9 protein-coding genes are annotated in these 15,753 nt (G+C 62.4%); 4 read left to right on the forward strand and 5 right to left on the reverse strand.

The window, feature by feature from the left end:
• Window positions 1-37: 37 nt before the first annotated feature.
• Window positions 38-3,010 (forward strand): autotransporter domain-containing protein, encoded by a 2,973-nt coding sequence (locus tag HX818_RS14625; RefSeq protein ID WP_177020313.1) that lies wholly within the window; start codon window positions 38-40, stop codon window positions 3,008-3,010.
• Between the two features lie 111 nt (window positions 3,011-3,121).
• Complete coding sequence (locus HX818_RS14630; protein ID WP_177020314.1) at window positions 3,122-4,450, forward strand: autotransporter domain-containing protein; 1,329 nt, start codon at window positions 3,122-3,124, stop codon at window positions 4,448-4,450.
• Window positions 4,451-4,519: 69 nt separating this feature from the next.
• Here the strand turns inward: HX818_RS14630 and oadA are convergent, their stop codons facing one another.
• Together oadA and HX818_RS14640 are read right to left on the reverse strand one after the other, a co-directional pair.
• Window positions 4,520-6,328, reverse strand: a complete 1,809-nt coding sequence (gene oadA / locus HX818_RS14635) for a sodium-extruding oxaloacetate decarboxylase subunit alpha (RefSeq protein ID WP_102370189.1) — start codon at window positions 6,326-6,328, stop codon at window positions 4,520-4,522.
• Between the two features lie 11 nt (window positions 6,329-6,339).
• On the reverse strand, window positions 6,340-7,755 hold the full coding sequence (locus HX818_RS14640) for an acetyl-CoA carboxylase biotin carboxylase subunit (protein WP_003213442.1): 1,416 nt from the start codon (window positions 7,753-7,755) through the stop codon (window positions 6,340-6,342).
• Between the two features lie 194 nt (window positions 7,756-7,949).
• Between HX818_RS14640 and HX818_RS14645 the strand changes: the two genes are divergently transcribed.
• Window positions 7,950-8,924, forward strand: coding sequence for a LysR family transcriptional regulator (locus HX818_RS14645; RefSeq protein ID WP_003213443.1), 975 nt, complete (start codon window positions 7,950-7,952; stop codon window positions 8,922-8,924).
• Here HX818_RS14645 and HX818_RS31255 read toward each other — a convergent pair.
• The 3 genes from HX818_RS31255 to HX818_RS14655 all read right to left on the reverse strand — a co-directional run bounded on the left by HX818_RS31255 (window position 8,854) and on the right by HX818_RS14655 (window position 13,176).
• Window positions 8,854-9,051, reverse strand: a complete 198-nt coding sequence (locus HX818_RS31255; protein ID WP_003213445.1) for a PA3496 family putative envelope integrity protein — start codon at window positions 9,049-9,051, stop codon at window positions 8,854-8,856. The two genes, HX818_RS14645 and HX818_RS31255, sit on opposite strands and share 71 nt — an antisense overlap.
• A 222-nt stretch (window positions 9,052-9,273) precedes the next feature.
• On the reverse strand, window positions 9,274-10,140 hold the full coding sequence (gene hexR, locus HX818_RS14650) for a transcriptional regulator HexR (RefSeq protein ID WP_003213447.1): 867 nt from the start codon (window positions 10,138-10,140) through the stop codon (window positions 9,274-9,276).
• Window positions 10,141-10,302: 162 nt separating this feature from the next.
• Complete coding sequence (locus HX818_RS14655; RefSeq protein ID WP_177020315.1) at window positions 10,303-13,176, reverse strand: GGDEF domain-containing phosphodiesterase; 2,874 nt, start codon at window positions 13,174-13,176, stop codon at window positions 10,303-10,305.
• A 279-nt stretch (window positions 13,177-13,455) separates the two neighbouring features.
• Between HX818_RS14655 and uvrD the strand changes: the two genes are divergently transcribed.
• On the forward strand, window positions 13,456-15,639 hold the full coding sequence (uvrD, locus tag HX818_RS14660; protein ID WP_003213452.1) for a DNA helicase II: 2,184 nt from the start codon (window positions 13,456-13,458) through the stop codon (window positions 15,637-15,639).
• Window positions 15,640-15,753: the final 114 nt, after the last annotated feature.

Consider the following 15,753-nt stretch of genomic DNA (forward strand, 5'->3'; position numbering starts at 1 on the left):
ACAGGTCGACTCTTTTCCAAAAACAAGGTCGCCCGCCATGCCCCCTTCGCCCCAGCGCCTTGCGCTCACTCTCGGCCTGCTGGTCAGCAGCGGTTTTGTCGATGCGGCGCCCACGCCAACCAAGACGCTGCAGATCGACACGCCCACCACCACCGGGCAAACCCTGGGTGGCAGTGACTCGTTGACGATTTCGGCACCGGGCAGCATTACGACTTCCAAAGTCGCGGTGACCTTGAAAGACGGCACCAGCGGCAACGGCGTGCGGATCGATAACTCGGGCACTATCGCCTCCACTGGCGGCCGCGGGATCGACAGCAGCGGCGACCTCACCGCCGCTCGCAACTACAGCATCTACAACCGCGCAGGCGGTGTGATCCAGGGCGCCAACGACGCGCTGCGCATCGACAGCAACTTCGCCAGCGGCAGCCTGTTGATCGACAACAACGGCACCATTCGCTCCGCCACCGGCCAAGGGCTGGACCTGGATGCGATCCGCAGCTCCAACGTCACCACCACTATCATCAACCGCCAAGGCGGGCTGATTCGCGGCGACGCCAGCGACGGCATGAAGACCGGCGGCAACGCTACGATCACCAACTACGGCGAGATTTCCACCGGCGACACCCACTCGCGCGATGACAAATTCGACGGCGTCGACATCGACTCCGCTACTGGCGTGACCGTCACCAACTACGGCCTCATCTCCGGCGGCCGCCACGGCATCACCACCGACCTGGGCGCCACGCTGACCAACTACGGCACGGTAATCGGCCGCAACGGCTCGGGCTTTGGTTCCGACGGCGATGGCACGGTGATCAACCACGGCACTATTACCGGCGCATTTTCCGGACTGCAGCCGGACGGCGATGGTGACGGCGTGGACATCGACAAGATCGCCCACATTGAAAACTACGGCATCATCCAGGGCGTGGGCGCCGGCGGTGTCGACAAGAACGGCTTTGCCAACGGCAGCGAAGGCATCGCCCTCGGCGGTGGCTACGTGTTCAACGGCGTGGGTGCATTGGTAAGCGGTGCCAACAACGCGGTGCTGGTGGACGACGGCAGCGACGGCCCGGGACTTGCTGCAACCACCCTGATCAACCATGGCACCATTCAGGGCCTGAACGGCTTCGGCGTGAAGTTCGTCGGCGAGTTTGCCGACACGGTGGTCAACGCCGGCTTGATCAGCGGCAGCAACGGCCTGGCCCTGGATTTGGGCGGCGGCGATGACACGCTGACCCTGCTCGGCGGCAGCCGCTTTGTCGGCGTGGTGGATGGCGGCACCGGATATGACCGCGTGATCATGGACGACGCCGCCGGCGGCAGTTTTGGCGACAGCCGCAACTTCGAATGGCTGGACGTGAAGCAAGGCACCTGGACCCTCACCGGCAGCGGCGACTTCAGCGACGGCGGCGAGATTTTCAGCGGCGCCAAGCTGATCAACCAGGGCGGGATCGCTGGCAACCTGACCGTCGATGAAGGCGGTATTTATGCCGGTGGCGGCAGTGTCGGCAGCCTGTTGGTCAAAGGCACCTTGCAGACCAACACCGCCCTCGGCACCGCCAGCATCACCCGCGACCTGACGATGACCAGCGGCTCGACCCTGGCCTATGGCGTGAATGCCGACGGCAGCAGCGCACCGGTCCAGGTCGGCGGCACCGCGTACCTGAATGGCGCGACCCTGGCGGTCAATCCCGGCACCGGCACCTACCCGTGGCAGAGCCACTACACGGTACTGCAGGCCGGCAGCATCAACGGCACGTTCGGCAAGGTCACCAGCGACTATGCCTTCCTCACCCCCACCCTGGATTACAGCCCTACCCAGGTCGGCCTGACCTATTCCCGCAATGACGTGGCGTTCAATCAGTTCGCCAACACCGGCAACGGCACCCGCGCCGCCAACGCCCTGGCGAGCCTGGGCAAGAACAACGCGTTGTACAACGCCTTGCTCAACACCACCAACAGCAGCGCCGGTGCCGCCATCGAGCAATTGGCCGGCAGCAGCACCGCCAACCTGACCAGTGCCACCCTCGGCGCCAGCGCCCAGGTCGGCAACAGCATGTTGAACGCCATGCACCAACTGGGCGGCGGTGCCGGACTGCTGGTGGGCCTTGATCAAAAAGACACACCCGTACTGGCCGCCACCGGCGTACCCGCCGAAGCCCGTAACCTCAACGACCCCAATGCCCGGGGCCGCCTGTGGCTGCAAGGTATCGGCAGCTACGGCAAGCTCGACGGCGACCGCGGCAGCAATGGCCTGACCCAGCGCACCAAAGGCAGCGTGATGGGGGCCGACTGGGCGCTCGATTCGGACTGGCGCGTGGGCGTGCTGGGCGGATATTCGAAGACCGACCTGGACACCACCGGCGTCGACGGCAGCGTCGACAGCTGGCACGCCGGCGTCTACGCCATGCGCCAGAGCGGACCGCTGGCCTTGCGCCTGGGTGCTGCGTACAGCGGGCACCAGGGAGACAGTAAACGTACGGTGGCCTTTGACGGTTTCAACGATCGGCCCAAAGGTGACTACGACGCCAACAGCCAACAAGCCTTCGCCGAACTGGGTTATGCCATGGGCAGCGGGCGCCTGAGCGCCGAGCCGTTCGCCAACCTCGGCTACCAGCGCTACCACCGCGACAGCTACAACGAAAAAGGCGGCGCCGCCGCCCTGCATGTCGAAGGGCAAACCCAGGACAATTTCAGCAGCACCTTCGGCCTGCGTCTGGCGCACTTGAGCCAGCTGGACAACGGCATCAGTCTCACACCGCGGGTCAGCGCCGGCTGGAAGCACACCTACGGCGACGTGGACAGCAGCACCCGCCAGGCCTTCCTGATGGGCGGCACCGCGTTCAACGTCGAAGGCAGCGCCCTGGACCGCGACAGCCTGTTGCTGGAAGCCGGGCTGGATATAGGCCTGTCGGCACGCCATACCCTCGGCGTGGGCTACAGCGGCGAAATAGGCAGTAACAGCCGCAATCACGGGCTGATCGGGCAATGGCAGATGAGTTTTTAATCGCGGCCCACTAGAGACATCTCTGGCAGGCAAAGGGTGGATGGCCTGACATTTATCCGCCCTTTACCCCGCTAGATTTCCCGACCTCATACATCAAGAGGTCGGACCTGCATGCCACTCCTTCAGAAACAACTCGCACTCGCCATCACCTTCGCGCTGGGTGCCACCAACGCTCAATTCGTCCAGGCGCGAGGGGACATCGATCCAGACAGCGAGTGGTTCATCCCGGCGCCAGAGGCCGGCCAGCAAGGCCTCCAGCGCCCCAAGCCACCCAAGCCCACTCCCGACTTTAACTTTACCGACCACGCCACCACCCGTAACGGCCAGCAGGTTGCCCGCGTACTGGACTCTGCCGTGGACACCCTCATCAAGTCGGGCGAACTCAATGAGTGGGAGGAGTACGAACTGGACAATATCGCCCGGGAACTTGGCAGGCTGGCACCGGGCCGTGTGGGTGCAGTTCTGGAGCAACTGGCAGGCAGCCAGAACGCCAACCTTGGCGCCGCCACTCAAGACAGCATGAAACAGCTCAACAGCAGCCTGCTTTCAGTCATGCGCCGGACAGGCGACGAACGCAACCTTACGGATGCCGAAGGCAATGGCCACGTATGGTTCCAGGCCCTGGGCAACGCTGGCAAGCTTGAAGGACAGCACGGTAGCGTGGGCCTGCAGCAACACACCCGAGGCCTGATGCTGGGCGGCGACTGGGCAGTGGACGATGCCTGGCGGGTGGGTGTGATGGGCGCCAAGTCCGCCAGCGACCTGAACGCCAAACGCTTCAAGGGCGAACTGGACAGCTGGCACCTCGGCGGTTACGCCGTGCGTCAGGACGGCCCCCTTGCACTGCGCCTGGGGGCGATCTACAGCAGCCATGCCGGCCAAACCCAACGCAGCGTAGACTTTGATTTCGTCGAGCGCCGCGAGCAGTCGAAAGGCAAATACAACGCCCAAAGCCAGAACGCTTTCGCCGAGCTGGGCTATCAACTGGACAAGGGCAGTTTCAGCGTCGAACCCTATGCGGGGATCGGCTACCAGCGCTATCACCGCGACCGCTACAAGGAAAAAGGCGGCTTTACAGCGCTGAATGTCGGCGCCCAGACCCAGGAAAACCTCAGCAGCACCTTCGGCTTGCGCCTGGCCAGTGCCTTTACGCTGGACAACCAGATGGCCCTCAAGCCGCACCTGAGCACAGGCTGGAAGCACCTCTACGGTGACGTGAGCAGCACCGTGCGCCAGTCCTCCGCGTGGGTAAAACGGCCGGGCTTCAACAGTGACTTCACCATCGAAGGCACCTCCCTGGACCGCGACAGCCTGGCGCTGCACACCGGGGTGGACCTGGCGCTGTCGACCCGGCACACCGTGGGCCTGGCCTATACCGCCGAGGTCGGCACCCACAGCCGTAACCAGGGTTTGCTGGGCCAGTGGACCCTGGCGTTCTGATTATTGCGGGCAAAAAAAAGGGGGCACATGCCCCCCCGAGGTTTAAGCGGTAGTTTCGAAGGCTGTTGATCAGCCTTCGATTTCAATCAGGATTTCACCCGGGTTGACCCGGTCGCCCTTGGCCACGTGTACGGCGGTGACCTTGCCGGCGATCGACGCCTGTACTTCGGTCTCCATCTTCATCGCTTCAGTGATCAACACAGCCTGGCCGGCCTTCACCACGTCGCCTTCCTTGACCAGTACGTCGACGATGTTGCCCGGCATCGCCGTGCTGACATGGCCTGGCGCGGTGGCGTGCTTGCGCTTGCTGCCGCCACTGCTGACAAACTCGTTGAGCGGCTCGAACACCACTTCTTCCGGCATGCCGTCGATGGACAGGTAGAAGTGGCGCTTGCCTTCGGCCTTGACGCCCACCCCGGTGATGTCCACGCGATAGCTTTCGCCGTGCACGTCGATCACGAACTCGGTCGGCACACCTTCACCACCGGCACGGGCCACGCCGCCGGCTTCAGGAATCGGCAACAGCACTTCAGGGCTCAAGGTGCCAGCGTCGCGCTCTTCAAGGAATTTGCGCCCGATGTCCGGGAACATCGCGTAGGTCAGTACGTCTTCTTCGGACTTGGCCAACGCGCCGATTTCGCCGCGCAACTTGGTCATTTCCGGCTTCAGCAGGTCTGCCGGGCGATGGTCGATCACCTCTTCGCTGCCGATGGCCTGGCGCCGCAGTTTTTCATTCACGGTGCCCGGCGCCTTGCCGTAGCCGCCTTGCAGGTACAGCTTCACTTCGTTGGTGATGGTCTTGTAGCGCTCGCCGGCCAGCACGTTGAAGAACGCCTGGGTACCGACGATCTGCGAAGTCGGGGTGACCAGCGGCGGGAAGCCAAGGTCTTCACGAACTCGCGGGATTTCGGCCAGCACTTCGCTCATGCGGTTCAGCGCGCCCTGCTCTTTCAGCTGGTTGGCCAGGTTGGAAATCATCCCGCCCGGTACCTGGTTGACTTGCACGCGGGTGTCGACAGCGGTGAATTCGCTTTCGAACTGGTGGTACTTCTTGCGCACAGCGTAGAAGTACAAACCGATTTCCTGCAGCAGTTCCAGGCTGAGGCCGGTGTCGAATTCGCTGCCTTTGAGGGCCGCGACCATCGACTCGGTACCCGGGTGGCTGGTGCCCCAGGCGAAGCTGGAGATAGCGGTGTCGATATGGTCGGCACCGTTTTCGATGGCCTTGAGCTGGCACATCGAAGCCAGGCCCGCAGTGTCGTGGGAGTGGATGAAGATCGGCAGGCTCTGCTCGGCCTTCAGCGCCTTGACCAGCTCGCCGGTGGCGTATGGCGTCAGCAGGCCGGCCATGTCCTTGATCGCCACCGAGTCGCAACCCATGGCTTCCATTTGCTTGGCCTGGGCCACGAACGCCTCGATGGTGTGCACCGGGCTGGTGGTGTAGGCGATGGTGCCCTGGGCATGTTTGCCGGCGGCTTTTACCGCTTCGATGGCCACTCGCAGGTTACGCACGTCGTTCATCGCGTCGAAGATGCGGAACACGTCGATGCCGTTGACAGCGGCCTTGGCGACGAAGGCTTTGACCACATCGTCGCTGTAGTGGCGGTAGCCCAACAGGTTCTGGCCACGCAGCAGCATTTGCAGGCGCGTGTTGGGCAACGCCGCGCGCAGTTTGCGCAGGCGCTCCCACGGGTCTTCTTTCAGGAAGCGTACGCAGGCGTCGAAGGTCGCGCCGCCCCAGACTTCCAGGGACCAGTAGCCGACTTTGTCGAGCTTGTCGCAGATCGGCAGCATGTCGTCGGTGCGCATGCGGGTTGCCAGCAACGATTGGTGGGCGTCGCGCAGGATGGTGTCGGTTACGAAGATCTTCTTGCTCATTCTTATATTCCTCACAGGCCTGCGTGGGCGGCGATGGCGGCGGCGATGGCCAGGGCCAGCTCTTCGGGTTTGCGCTTGATCGAGTAGTTGGTCAGCTCAGGGTGGCTTTCCACAAAACTGGTGTTGAACTGGCCGCTGCGGAATTCCGGGTTGCGCAGGATTTCCTGGTAATAGGCGGCGGTGGTCTTCACGCCTTGCAGGCGCATGTCGTCCAGGGCGCGCAGGCCGCGGTCCATGGCTTCTTCCCAGGTCAACGCCCACACCACCAGCTTCAGGCACATCGAGTCGTAGAACGGCGGGATGGTGTAGCCGGTGTAGATCGCCGTGTCGGTACGCACGCCGGGACCACCGGGTGCGTAGTAACGGGTGATCTTGCCGAAGCTGGGCAGGAAGTTGTTCTTCGGGTCTTCGGCGTTGATGCGGAACTGCAACGCAAAACCCCGGTGCTGAATGTCTTCCTGCTTGACCGACAGCGGCAGGCCCGACGCAATGCGGATCTGCTCACGCACAATGTCGATGCCGGTGATTTCTTCGGTAATGGTGTGTTCCACCTGCACCCGGGTGTTCATCTCCATGAAGTACACCTCGCCCTCGGCGAGCAGGAACTCCACGGTGCCGGCGTTCTCGTAGCCCACGGCCTTGGCCGCGCGCACCGACAGGTCGCCGATGTAGGCACGCTGTTCAGGGGTCAGCTGGGGGCTAGGGGCGATCTCGATCAGCTTCTGGTTACGGCGCTGGATCGAGCAATCGCGCTCGAACAGATGCACCACATTGCCGAAGCTGTCACCGAGGATCTGCGCCTCGATGTGCTTGGGATTGACGATGCATTTTTCCAGGAACACTTCTGCCGAACCGAAGGCCTTGGTGGCTTCGGAAATTACCCGGGGGAAGGCTTGTTCGAGTTCTTCACGGCTGTTGCAGCGACGGATACCGCGACCGCCACCACCGGAGGTGGCCTTGAGCATCACCGGGTAACCAATGCGGTCGCCTTCGGTGAGGGCTTCAGCGATGTCGGCAACGTTGCCTTCGGTGCCCGGGGTCACCGGTACGCCGGCCTTGATCATGCTGCGGCGGGCTTCAGTCTTGTCGCCCATGCGGCGAATCACTTCTGCGGACGGGCCGATGAACTTGATCCCACGTTCGGCGCAAATGTCTGCCAGCTCGGCGTTTTCCGAGAGGAAGCCGTAGCCGGGGTGCAGCGCGTCGCAACCGGTTTCCACCGCGAGGTTCACCAGCTTGCGCGGGTTCAGGTAACCGGCCAATGGCTCGGCACCGATGCTGTGGGCTTCATCTGCACGCTTTACATGCAGGGCATGGCGATCGGCATCGGAATAGACCGCGACCGAACGAATGCCCATCTCGGCGCAGGCACGCACGATACGTACGGCAATCTCACCACGGTTGGCGATCAGGATCTTTTTTATCACTTGGAAATTCCCTTGAGCCGATTGCTACCTACTTCGACCCTGGAAGCGGGTCGGCGCGTGACCAAATGTTTCATGGCAGTCGCGTGACACACACTATGCCCCTGCAGGGATTAACAAAAATCAATAATTATTGGGTTGTGTATAAGCAAAGACTTATAGTCGTCGCATCAAGGGTCGGCGGGAGTGGTTGAACTATGCGTAAGTCATTGATGCGTATGACATTGCGTCAATTGCAGATTTTCAATGAAGTCTGTGATTTGCGTTCCTACAGCCGCGCAGCCGAGGAAATGTCCCTCACGCAACCGGCAGTTAGCCTACAAATCAAGCAGCTGGAGGAGCTGCTGGGCCAGCCATTGTTCGATTACGTCGGCAAAAAGCTCTATATGACTGAAGCTGCTGAAGCCTTGCAACGGGCCAGCCGGGACATTTTCGGACGCCTGGAAAACCTCGATATGCAGCTCTCCGACATGCAGGGCTCGTTGCAGGGCCAGCTGAAACTGGCGGTGGAATCCAGCGCCAAGTACTTCGTGCCGCACCTGTTTGCCGCCTTCAAGCGCCAGCATCCGGAGGTCAACCTGCACCTGACGGTGGTCAACCGCGCCCAGGTGATTCGCCGGCTTTCAGACAACCGCGACGACCTGGTGATCATGTCGATGGTGCCCCAGGACATGGGCCTGGAATTCCTGCCGTTCCTGAACAACCCGATTGTCGCGGTGGCGCCCCACGATCATCCGCTGAGCCATCAAGGGCCGTTGCGCCTGCAGGACCTTGAGCCTTACACGCTGCTGTTGCGCGAGCCGGGGTCCGGGACGCGGATGGCGTGCGAAGAGTATTTCAAGGAGAAGCGCGTGCACTTCACCCAGACGGTGGAAGTGTCTTCGGCCGAGGCGCAGCGCGAGTGCGTGACCGCTGGGTTGGGCGTGGCGCTGCTGACGCGCCACGCGGTCAACCTGGAACTGGCCACCGGCGGGCTCAGGGAGCTGCCGGTGGAAGAACTGCCGCTTTACCGCAGCTGGTGCCTGGTGCAGGCCAAGGCCAAGCGCCTGTCACCGGTGGCCCATGCATTCCTGGGCTTTATCCGCAGCGAGCGACTGCAGATCAGCGCGCTGGCTGAACGCTTCGCTGGGCAGCCGCGGGTGCCTGCCAGTGGAGTTCCGGATAGTCACTGATGCTCTGTTGCAATTGACGCTGATCGCAGCGGTCTTCAATTGCGCGACGGAAGGCCATGCGGCGCTGGTCTTCCTGCTGGCGGCGGGTCTTGACGGTGCTGTTGCTTTCTTCGTATTGCCGAGCCATTTCGAGTCTCCCAATGCGAGTAAGGGGAGTTCAGGATGGGCTCGGGCAATGACGGTTTAGCGGCATGGGGATGACAGGACGATGAATCTTGCGGGGCAGGACCCAATCAAAATGTGGGAGCGGGCTTGCTCGCGAATGCGGTGGGCCAGCCAGCATATTCAGTGACTGACACTCCGCATTCGCGAGCAAGCCCGCTCCCACAATTGATCCGCGTACAAACTATCAGTCGTCGAGGGCTTTTACGGACTTGGGTGACAACCGAAGGCTGCGCAAGCTGCGCTTCACGCTCTTGAGGTGGTTGACCAGGCTCGGGCCGCGCGCCATGGCCACGCCCATCGCCAGCACGTCGATCACCACCAGGTGGGCGATACGCGAGGTCAGCGGCGTGTAGATCTCGGTGTCCTCGTGTACATCGATCGCCAGGTTGACGGTCGACAGCTCTGCCAATGGCGTCTGGCTCGGGCACAGGGTAATCAGGGTCGCGCCGCTTTCACGCACCAGGTTGGCGGTGATCAGCAAATCCTTGGAGCGGCCGGACTGGGAAATGCAGATCGCCACGTCGCTGGGCTTCAACGTCACCGCCGACATCGCCTGCATGTGCGGGTCGCTGTAGGCCGCCGCCGTCAGCAGCAAACGGAAGAACTTGTGCTGGGCATCCGCCGCCACCGCGCCGGACGCGCCGAAACCGTAGAACTCCACGCGCTGGGCCTGGGACATGGCGGTCACGGCTTTTTGCAGCTCCACCGGGTCGAGCTTTTCGCGCACTTCCATCAGGGTGTGCAGGGTGGTGTCGAAGATTTTCAGGCTGTAGTCGGCGACGGAATCGTCTTCGTGGATCGCAAACTGGCCAAAGCTCGCACCGGCCGCCAGGCTCTGGGCCAGCTTGAGCTTCAAGTCCTGGAAACCGGAGCAACCGATGGCGCGGCAGAAGCGCACGATGGTCGGCTCGCTGATGCCCACGCTGTGGGCCAGGTCGGCCATGGAACTGTGCATCACGGCCGCAGGGTCAAGCAGCACGTGATCGGCAACCTTGAGTTCCGATTTGCGTAACAGGTGGCGCGACTGGGCGATATGTTGCAACAGGTTCAAAGGGCTGGACTCTTGTTATTGGCAGACGCCAGGGATGTAGCAAGCTTGTAGTTATACTACAAGAATTACCGATTTGCCCGTTCGATGCATCACTTAATCACGCTGCTGCCCGCTGATTCAGCGGGCAGGCTCGATGTAGCCCCGCGTGCGGCTTGGGCTCAACTATGGAAAATCGGCATTTTTTCGTAACAAATCCGCCAAGCCATCCGCTTCCACCGGCCGACTGATCAAATAGCCCTGCACCTCGTCGCACTGCTCATCCCGCAAAAAGTCCAGCTGCTGCTGATCTTCCACACCCTCGGCCACCACCTTGAGCGACAGCCCGTGGGCCATGGCAATGATGGCGCGGGTGATCGAGGCATCTTCGCGTCCCTGGCCCAGGCCGCGAATGAACGTCTGGTCGATCTTCACGTAGTCCACGGGGATGCGCTTGAGGTAACTGAGGGATGAGTAACCGGTGCCAAAATCATCAATCGCCAGCTTCACCCCCAGGTCGCGCAGTTGCTGGAAGGTCGAGATGATGTGCTCGACGCTGTCGAGCAGCTGGCTTTCGGTCAGTTCCAGCTCCAGGTATTGCGGATCAAGCCCGGTTTCTTCCAGCACCTGGCGCACCAGGCTGATCAGCTTGCCCTGGCGCAGTTGGTGCACCGACAGGTTGACCGACACCCGAATCGGCGCCAGCCCCTGGCGTTGCCATTCACAAGCCTGCCAGCACGCCTGGCGCAACACGAACTCCCCCAGCGGCACGATCAGGCCGGTTTCTTCGGCCAGCCCGATAAAGTCGCCGGGCGGCACCATGCCCCACTGCGGATGTTCCCAGCGAATCAATGCTTCGGCCGCATTCAGCTTGCCACTGGCCAGGCACAGTTTGGGTTGGTAGAACACCGTGAGCTGGCGCTCATCAATCGCCTTGCGCAGCTGGTTTTCCAGCTGCAACCGTTCCAGGGTGCTGGCCTGCAGGCTGTCGGTGTAGAACTGGAAGTTATTACCGCCCAGGTGCTTGGCGTGCTGCATGGCCATGTTCGACTGGCTGACCAGCGCGGATATTTCCCGCGCATTGTCGGGCAACAGGCTGACGCCCATTGAGGCACTGACCACCAGCTCGTGCCCTTCCACCGTCACCGGCACCCGCAACTTGGCCAGCAACCGCGTGGCCACCCGCGCCAGGCTCGACAGGTTGCCGTAGGCGTCGAACAGCACGGCGAATTCATCGCCAGAGAGCCGCGCTATGGTGTCGGCTTCGGGCAAGGCGTTGATCAAGCGGCGGGCCATTTTCTGCAACAACTGGTCGGCCACTTCATGCCCGAGGCTGTCGTTGAGCAGCTTGAAACGGTCCAGGTTGATATGCAGCAAGGCCAGGCTGCGGCCACCCTGGCGCACCCGCTGATGGGCTTCGCGCAACCGCTCGCGGAACAGCGAGCGGTTGGCCAGCCCGGTCAATTCGTCGTAGTGCGTGAGGTAGCGCATGCGCTCCTCGGATTCGCGCCGCGCAGACAGATCGGCGAAGAAGCCCACGATATGGCTGACGTTTCCCCGAATATCCCGGACTACATTCAGTTGTAGCCATTGCGGGTAGAGTTCGCCGTTCTTGCGGGTCTCCACGAGCTCGCCCTGCCAGGTGCCGTAGCTGAGCAACGCCTGGCGGATCACCGGGAAGTGGCGCCGTGCGTCGCGGCTGCTGGGCAGCTCCACGACATTGCGCCCGATCATGTCGTCAATGTCGAAGCCGGTGACGCGGCTGAATGCCTGGTTGACGGCTATCAGCACGTAGTCCGGGTCGAGGATCACAATGCCTTCGCTGGCCGCCTCAAACACCGTCGATGCCAGGCGCTGCTGTTCTTCCAGGACCTTGCCGGCGCTGATGTCGCGGCGGGTACCGAGCATCCGCGTGACGCGCCCGCCTGCCGAGCGCTCCACGGCGCGGCCACGGTCCTGGATCCATACCCAATGGCCATCGCCATGGCGTACCCGGTATTCCACCAGGTAGTCCTCGCTGCGGCCTTTAAGGTGCTCCACCAGCGCGCGCTTGAGCAGCGGCAAGTCGTCCGGGTGCAGGCGTGGCTTGAGGTGGCTGAGCATCGCCGTGACGTATTCCGGCTCCAGGCCGAACAACTCCTTGAGCTGGGTGTGGTGGACCTCATCGGTTTGCAGGTTCCAGTCCCACAGCCCCAGTTCGCTGGCCTGCAGCGCCATGGCCAGACGCGCCTCGCTTTTGCTCAGGGCCAGGCTGGCCGCGTCCAGTTCCTGGCTGCGCTGATCGACGCGTTGCTGCAGGCCAATCTGTGCTTCGCGCAACTCTTGTTCGACCTGGCGCCGCTGCTCCACCTCACGCACCAGTTCCTGGTTCAGTTGCTCGCTGCGTTGCTGCGCTTGCTGCAGGTGCTCGATCAACGCCTGGTTCTGGAAGCGCCTGAGCAGCCCGCGCTGGATCAGGCGATTGACCTGCCATGCCACCAGGCTCAGGGATGCCAGCAGAATCAGGCCCAGGCAACCCCAGCCTTGCTGTTGCGGGTCGCCGCTCCAGAATAAATAGAGGATGGCCGGTACCAGGCAGGGCACGGCAAACGACAGGAAAGCCGGCAGGCTGACGGCATAGGCCACACTGGCGGACAAGGTCGCCGCGCCGAGCAGGCCGAACACCCAGGCCTGTTGCGCAAAACTGTCCACAGGGACCAGGGCGATGGCAGCACTGGCCAGCGTCAAGCCGCTGACGGCCGAGCCCAGCATGAACATGCGTCGCCAGATCGGCTGCGCCTGGCGGCTGGGCATGGCGGAATCGAACGCCGCCACCTGAATTACCCGCAAGGCCACCAGCGCCAGCAGCCATACCAGCCAAATGCTGTCCAGCAGATAGCGCTGCGGGCTCCAGAGCAACCAGGCGCAGACCAGTCCATTCACCAGCATTAATAAAGTAGGCAGCAGGGAGCCTTGGTAAAGCAGGCGCGTGCGCTCCACCGCCATCTCCATGGCGTAGTGCTTGCGGATAACCTGCGCCGGCGCCACGGAGGGTCCCGCCAGGTCAATGCTAAGGGTCATAGGCAGTGTTCTTATAATGGTGAGCCCGAAACGTCGACGGAGCATACACAAGCAAACGCTCGGGCCAAACTGCCCCAAGTCATAAAAACAGCGCGACAATCAGGCGCAAACCTTGGAGCCAGACAGCTTGAGTGAGACAGGGCGCGGGCTGTGGGCGATGACCGACCGGTCATCACCGTGAATAGATTGTTGCCTTATCCTGTGTCGACGCAGAAGTTTTCCCGTGACCACCCGGCATTGGGATTTGCCCGACTCCCCCGGGCACCCTAGAATGCGCCGATGCGCGATGATCTCTCTCTTTTGCTGAACTCCCTCAACGATGCCCAACGCCAGGCCGTAGCGGCCCCCGTTGGCCGTCAGTTGGTCCTGGCCGGTGCTGGCTCCGGTAAAACCCGAGTGCTGGTGCACCGTATCGCCTGGTTGATCCAGGTCGAGAACGCCTCACCGCATTCCATCCTGTCGGTGACCTTCACCAACAAGGCCGCTGCCGAGATGCGTCATCGCATCGAGCAGTTGATGGGCATCAGCCCGGCCGGCATGTGGGTGGGCACCTTCCACGGCCTGGCGCACCGCCTGTTGCGGGCGCATTGGCAGGAAGCCGGCCTGAGCCAGACCTTCCAGATTCTCGACAGCGACGACCAGCAACGCCTGGTCAAGCGGGTAATCCGCGAGCTGGGCCTGGATGAACAACGCTGGCCGGTCCGTCAGGCCCAGTGGTTCATCAATGGCCAGAAAGATGAAGGCCTGCGCCCGCAACATATCCAGGCCAGCGGCGACCTGTTCCTGGCCACCATGCGCAGCATTTATGAAGCCTATGAAGTGGCCTGCCAGCGCGCCGGCGTCATCGACTTCTCCGAGCTGCTGCTGCGCGCCCTCGACTTGTGGCGCGACAACCCGGGCCTGCTGGCGCACTACCAGAAACGCTTCCGCCACATCCTGGTGGACGAGTTCCAGGATACCAACGCCGTGCAGTACGCCTGGTTGCGCCTGCTGGCCAAGGGCGGCGACAGCCTGATGGTGGTGGGCGACGACGACCAGTCGATCTACGGCTGGCGCGGCGCGAAAATCGAGAACATCTACCAGTACAGCGACGACTTCCCGGACGCCGAAACCATCCGCCTGGAACAGAACTACCGCTCCACCGCCGGGATCCTCAAGGCCGCCAACGCCTTGATCGCCAACAACACCGGGCGCCTGGGCAAAGAACTGTGGACCGACGGCGGCGAAGGCGAAGCGATCAACCTGTACGCCGCCTTCAACGAACACGATGAAGCGCGCTACGTGGTGGAAACCATCGAAAGCGCCCTGAAAACCGGCCTGGCCCGCAGCGATATCGCGATTCTCTACCGCTCCAACGCCCAATCACGGGTATTGGAAGAGGCCCTGCTGCGCGAGCGCATTCCGTATCGCATCTATGGTGGCCAGCGCTTCTTCGAACGTGCCGAAATCAAGAACGCCATGGCCTACCTGCGCTTGCTGGAAGGTCGCGGCAACGATGCGGCGCTGGAACGGGTGATCAACATTCCGGCCCGTGGCATCGGCGAGAAGACCGTCGAGGCGATTCGCGACCACGCACGCCACAGCGATGTGTCGATGTGGGAAGCGATGCGCCTGCTGATCGCCAACAAGGGCCTGACCGGCCGTGCGGCCGGTGCCTTGAGCGTGTTTGTCGAGCTGATCGAGAACCTGGCCGCCAAGTGCATGGAAATGCCCCTGCACCTGATGACCCAGACCGTGATCGAGCAGTCCGGCCTGATCGCCTACCACGAAGCGGAAAAAGGCGAGAAAGGCCAGGCCCGGGTAGAAAACCTTGAGGAACTGGTCAGCGCCGCCCGCGCGTTCGAAAACACCGAAGAAGACGAAGACCTGACGCCACTGGCGGCATTCCTCGGCCACGCTTCCCTGGAAGCCGGCGACACCCAGGCTGATGAGCATGAAGACAGCATTCAGCTGATGACCTTGCACAGTGCCAAGGGCCTGGAATTCCCCTACGTGTTCCTGGTGGGCATGGAAGAAGGCCTGTTCCCCCACAAGATGAGCCTGGAAGAACCCGGCCGCCTTGAGGAGGAACGCCGCCTGGCCTACGTGGGCATCACCCGGGCGATGCAGAACCTGGTGATGACCTACGCCGAAACCCGGCGCCTGTACGGCAGCGAGACCTACAACAAGGTGTCGCGCTTCGTACGTGAAGTGCCGAAAGGGCTGATTCAGGAAGTGCGCCTGTCCAACAGCGTCAGCCGACCGTTCGGCGGCGGCCAGCAGCAGAACTCCAGCAGCATGTTCGCTGGTTCGGAAATCCCCGAGACGCCGTTCAGCCTTGGCCAGCAGGTCAAGCACGCGATCTTCGGCGAAGGCGTGATCCTCAACTTCGAAGGTGCCGGTGCCCAGGCCAGGGTGCAGGTGAACTTCGCCGAAGGCAGCAAGTGGCTGATGATGGGCTACGCCAAGCTCGAAGCAATCTGAAACAACTGTAGAACATGAAGGATGTTGCCCCACCCTTGTATTTGGCAGCGGTGGGGCCAATATCTGTAATAAGTCCTACAGACGATTCGGTATTGGCCCTACGCAAAAGCCCGA

This window comes from Pseudomonas sp. F9001 (genome assembly GCF_013385435.1).
Classification (GTDB): Bacteria; Pseudomonadota; Gammaproteobacteria; order Pseudomonadales; family Pseudomonadaceae; genus Aquipseudomonas.

Excerpts from the sequence above, each read along its gene's own strand:
- HX818_RS14645 (WP_003213443.1), top strand. The coding sequence starts at position 7,950 with ATGCGTAAGTCATTGATGCGTATGACATTGCGTCAATTGCAGATTTTC.
- HX818_RS14630 (WP_177020314.1), top strand. The coding sequence starts at position 3,122 with ATGCCACTCCTTCAGAAACAACTCGCACTCGCCATCACCTTCGCGCTG.
- uvrD (WP_003213452.1), top strand. The coding sequence starts at position 13,456 with ATGCGCGATGATCTCTCTCTTTTGCTGAACTCCCTCAACGATGCCCAA.
- oadA (WP_102370189.1), bottom strand. The coding sequence starts at position 6,328 with ATGAGCAAGAAGATCTTCGTAACCGACACCATCCTGCGCGACGCCCAC.
- HX818_RS14625 (WP_177020313.1), top strand. The coding sequence starts at position 38 with ATGCCCCCTTCGCCCCAGCGCCTTGCGCTCACTCTCGGCCTGCTGGTC.
- HX818_RS31255 (WP_003213445.1), bottom strand. The coding sequence starts at position 9,051 with ATGGCTCGGCAATACGAAGAAAGCAACAGCACCGTCAAGACCCGCCGC.
- HX818_RS14655 (WP_177020315.1), bottom strand. The coding sequence starts at position 13,176 with ATGACCCTTAGCATTGACCTGGCGGGACCCTCCGTGGCGCCGGCGCAG.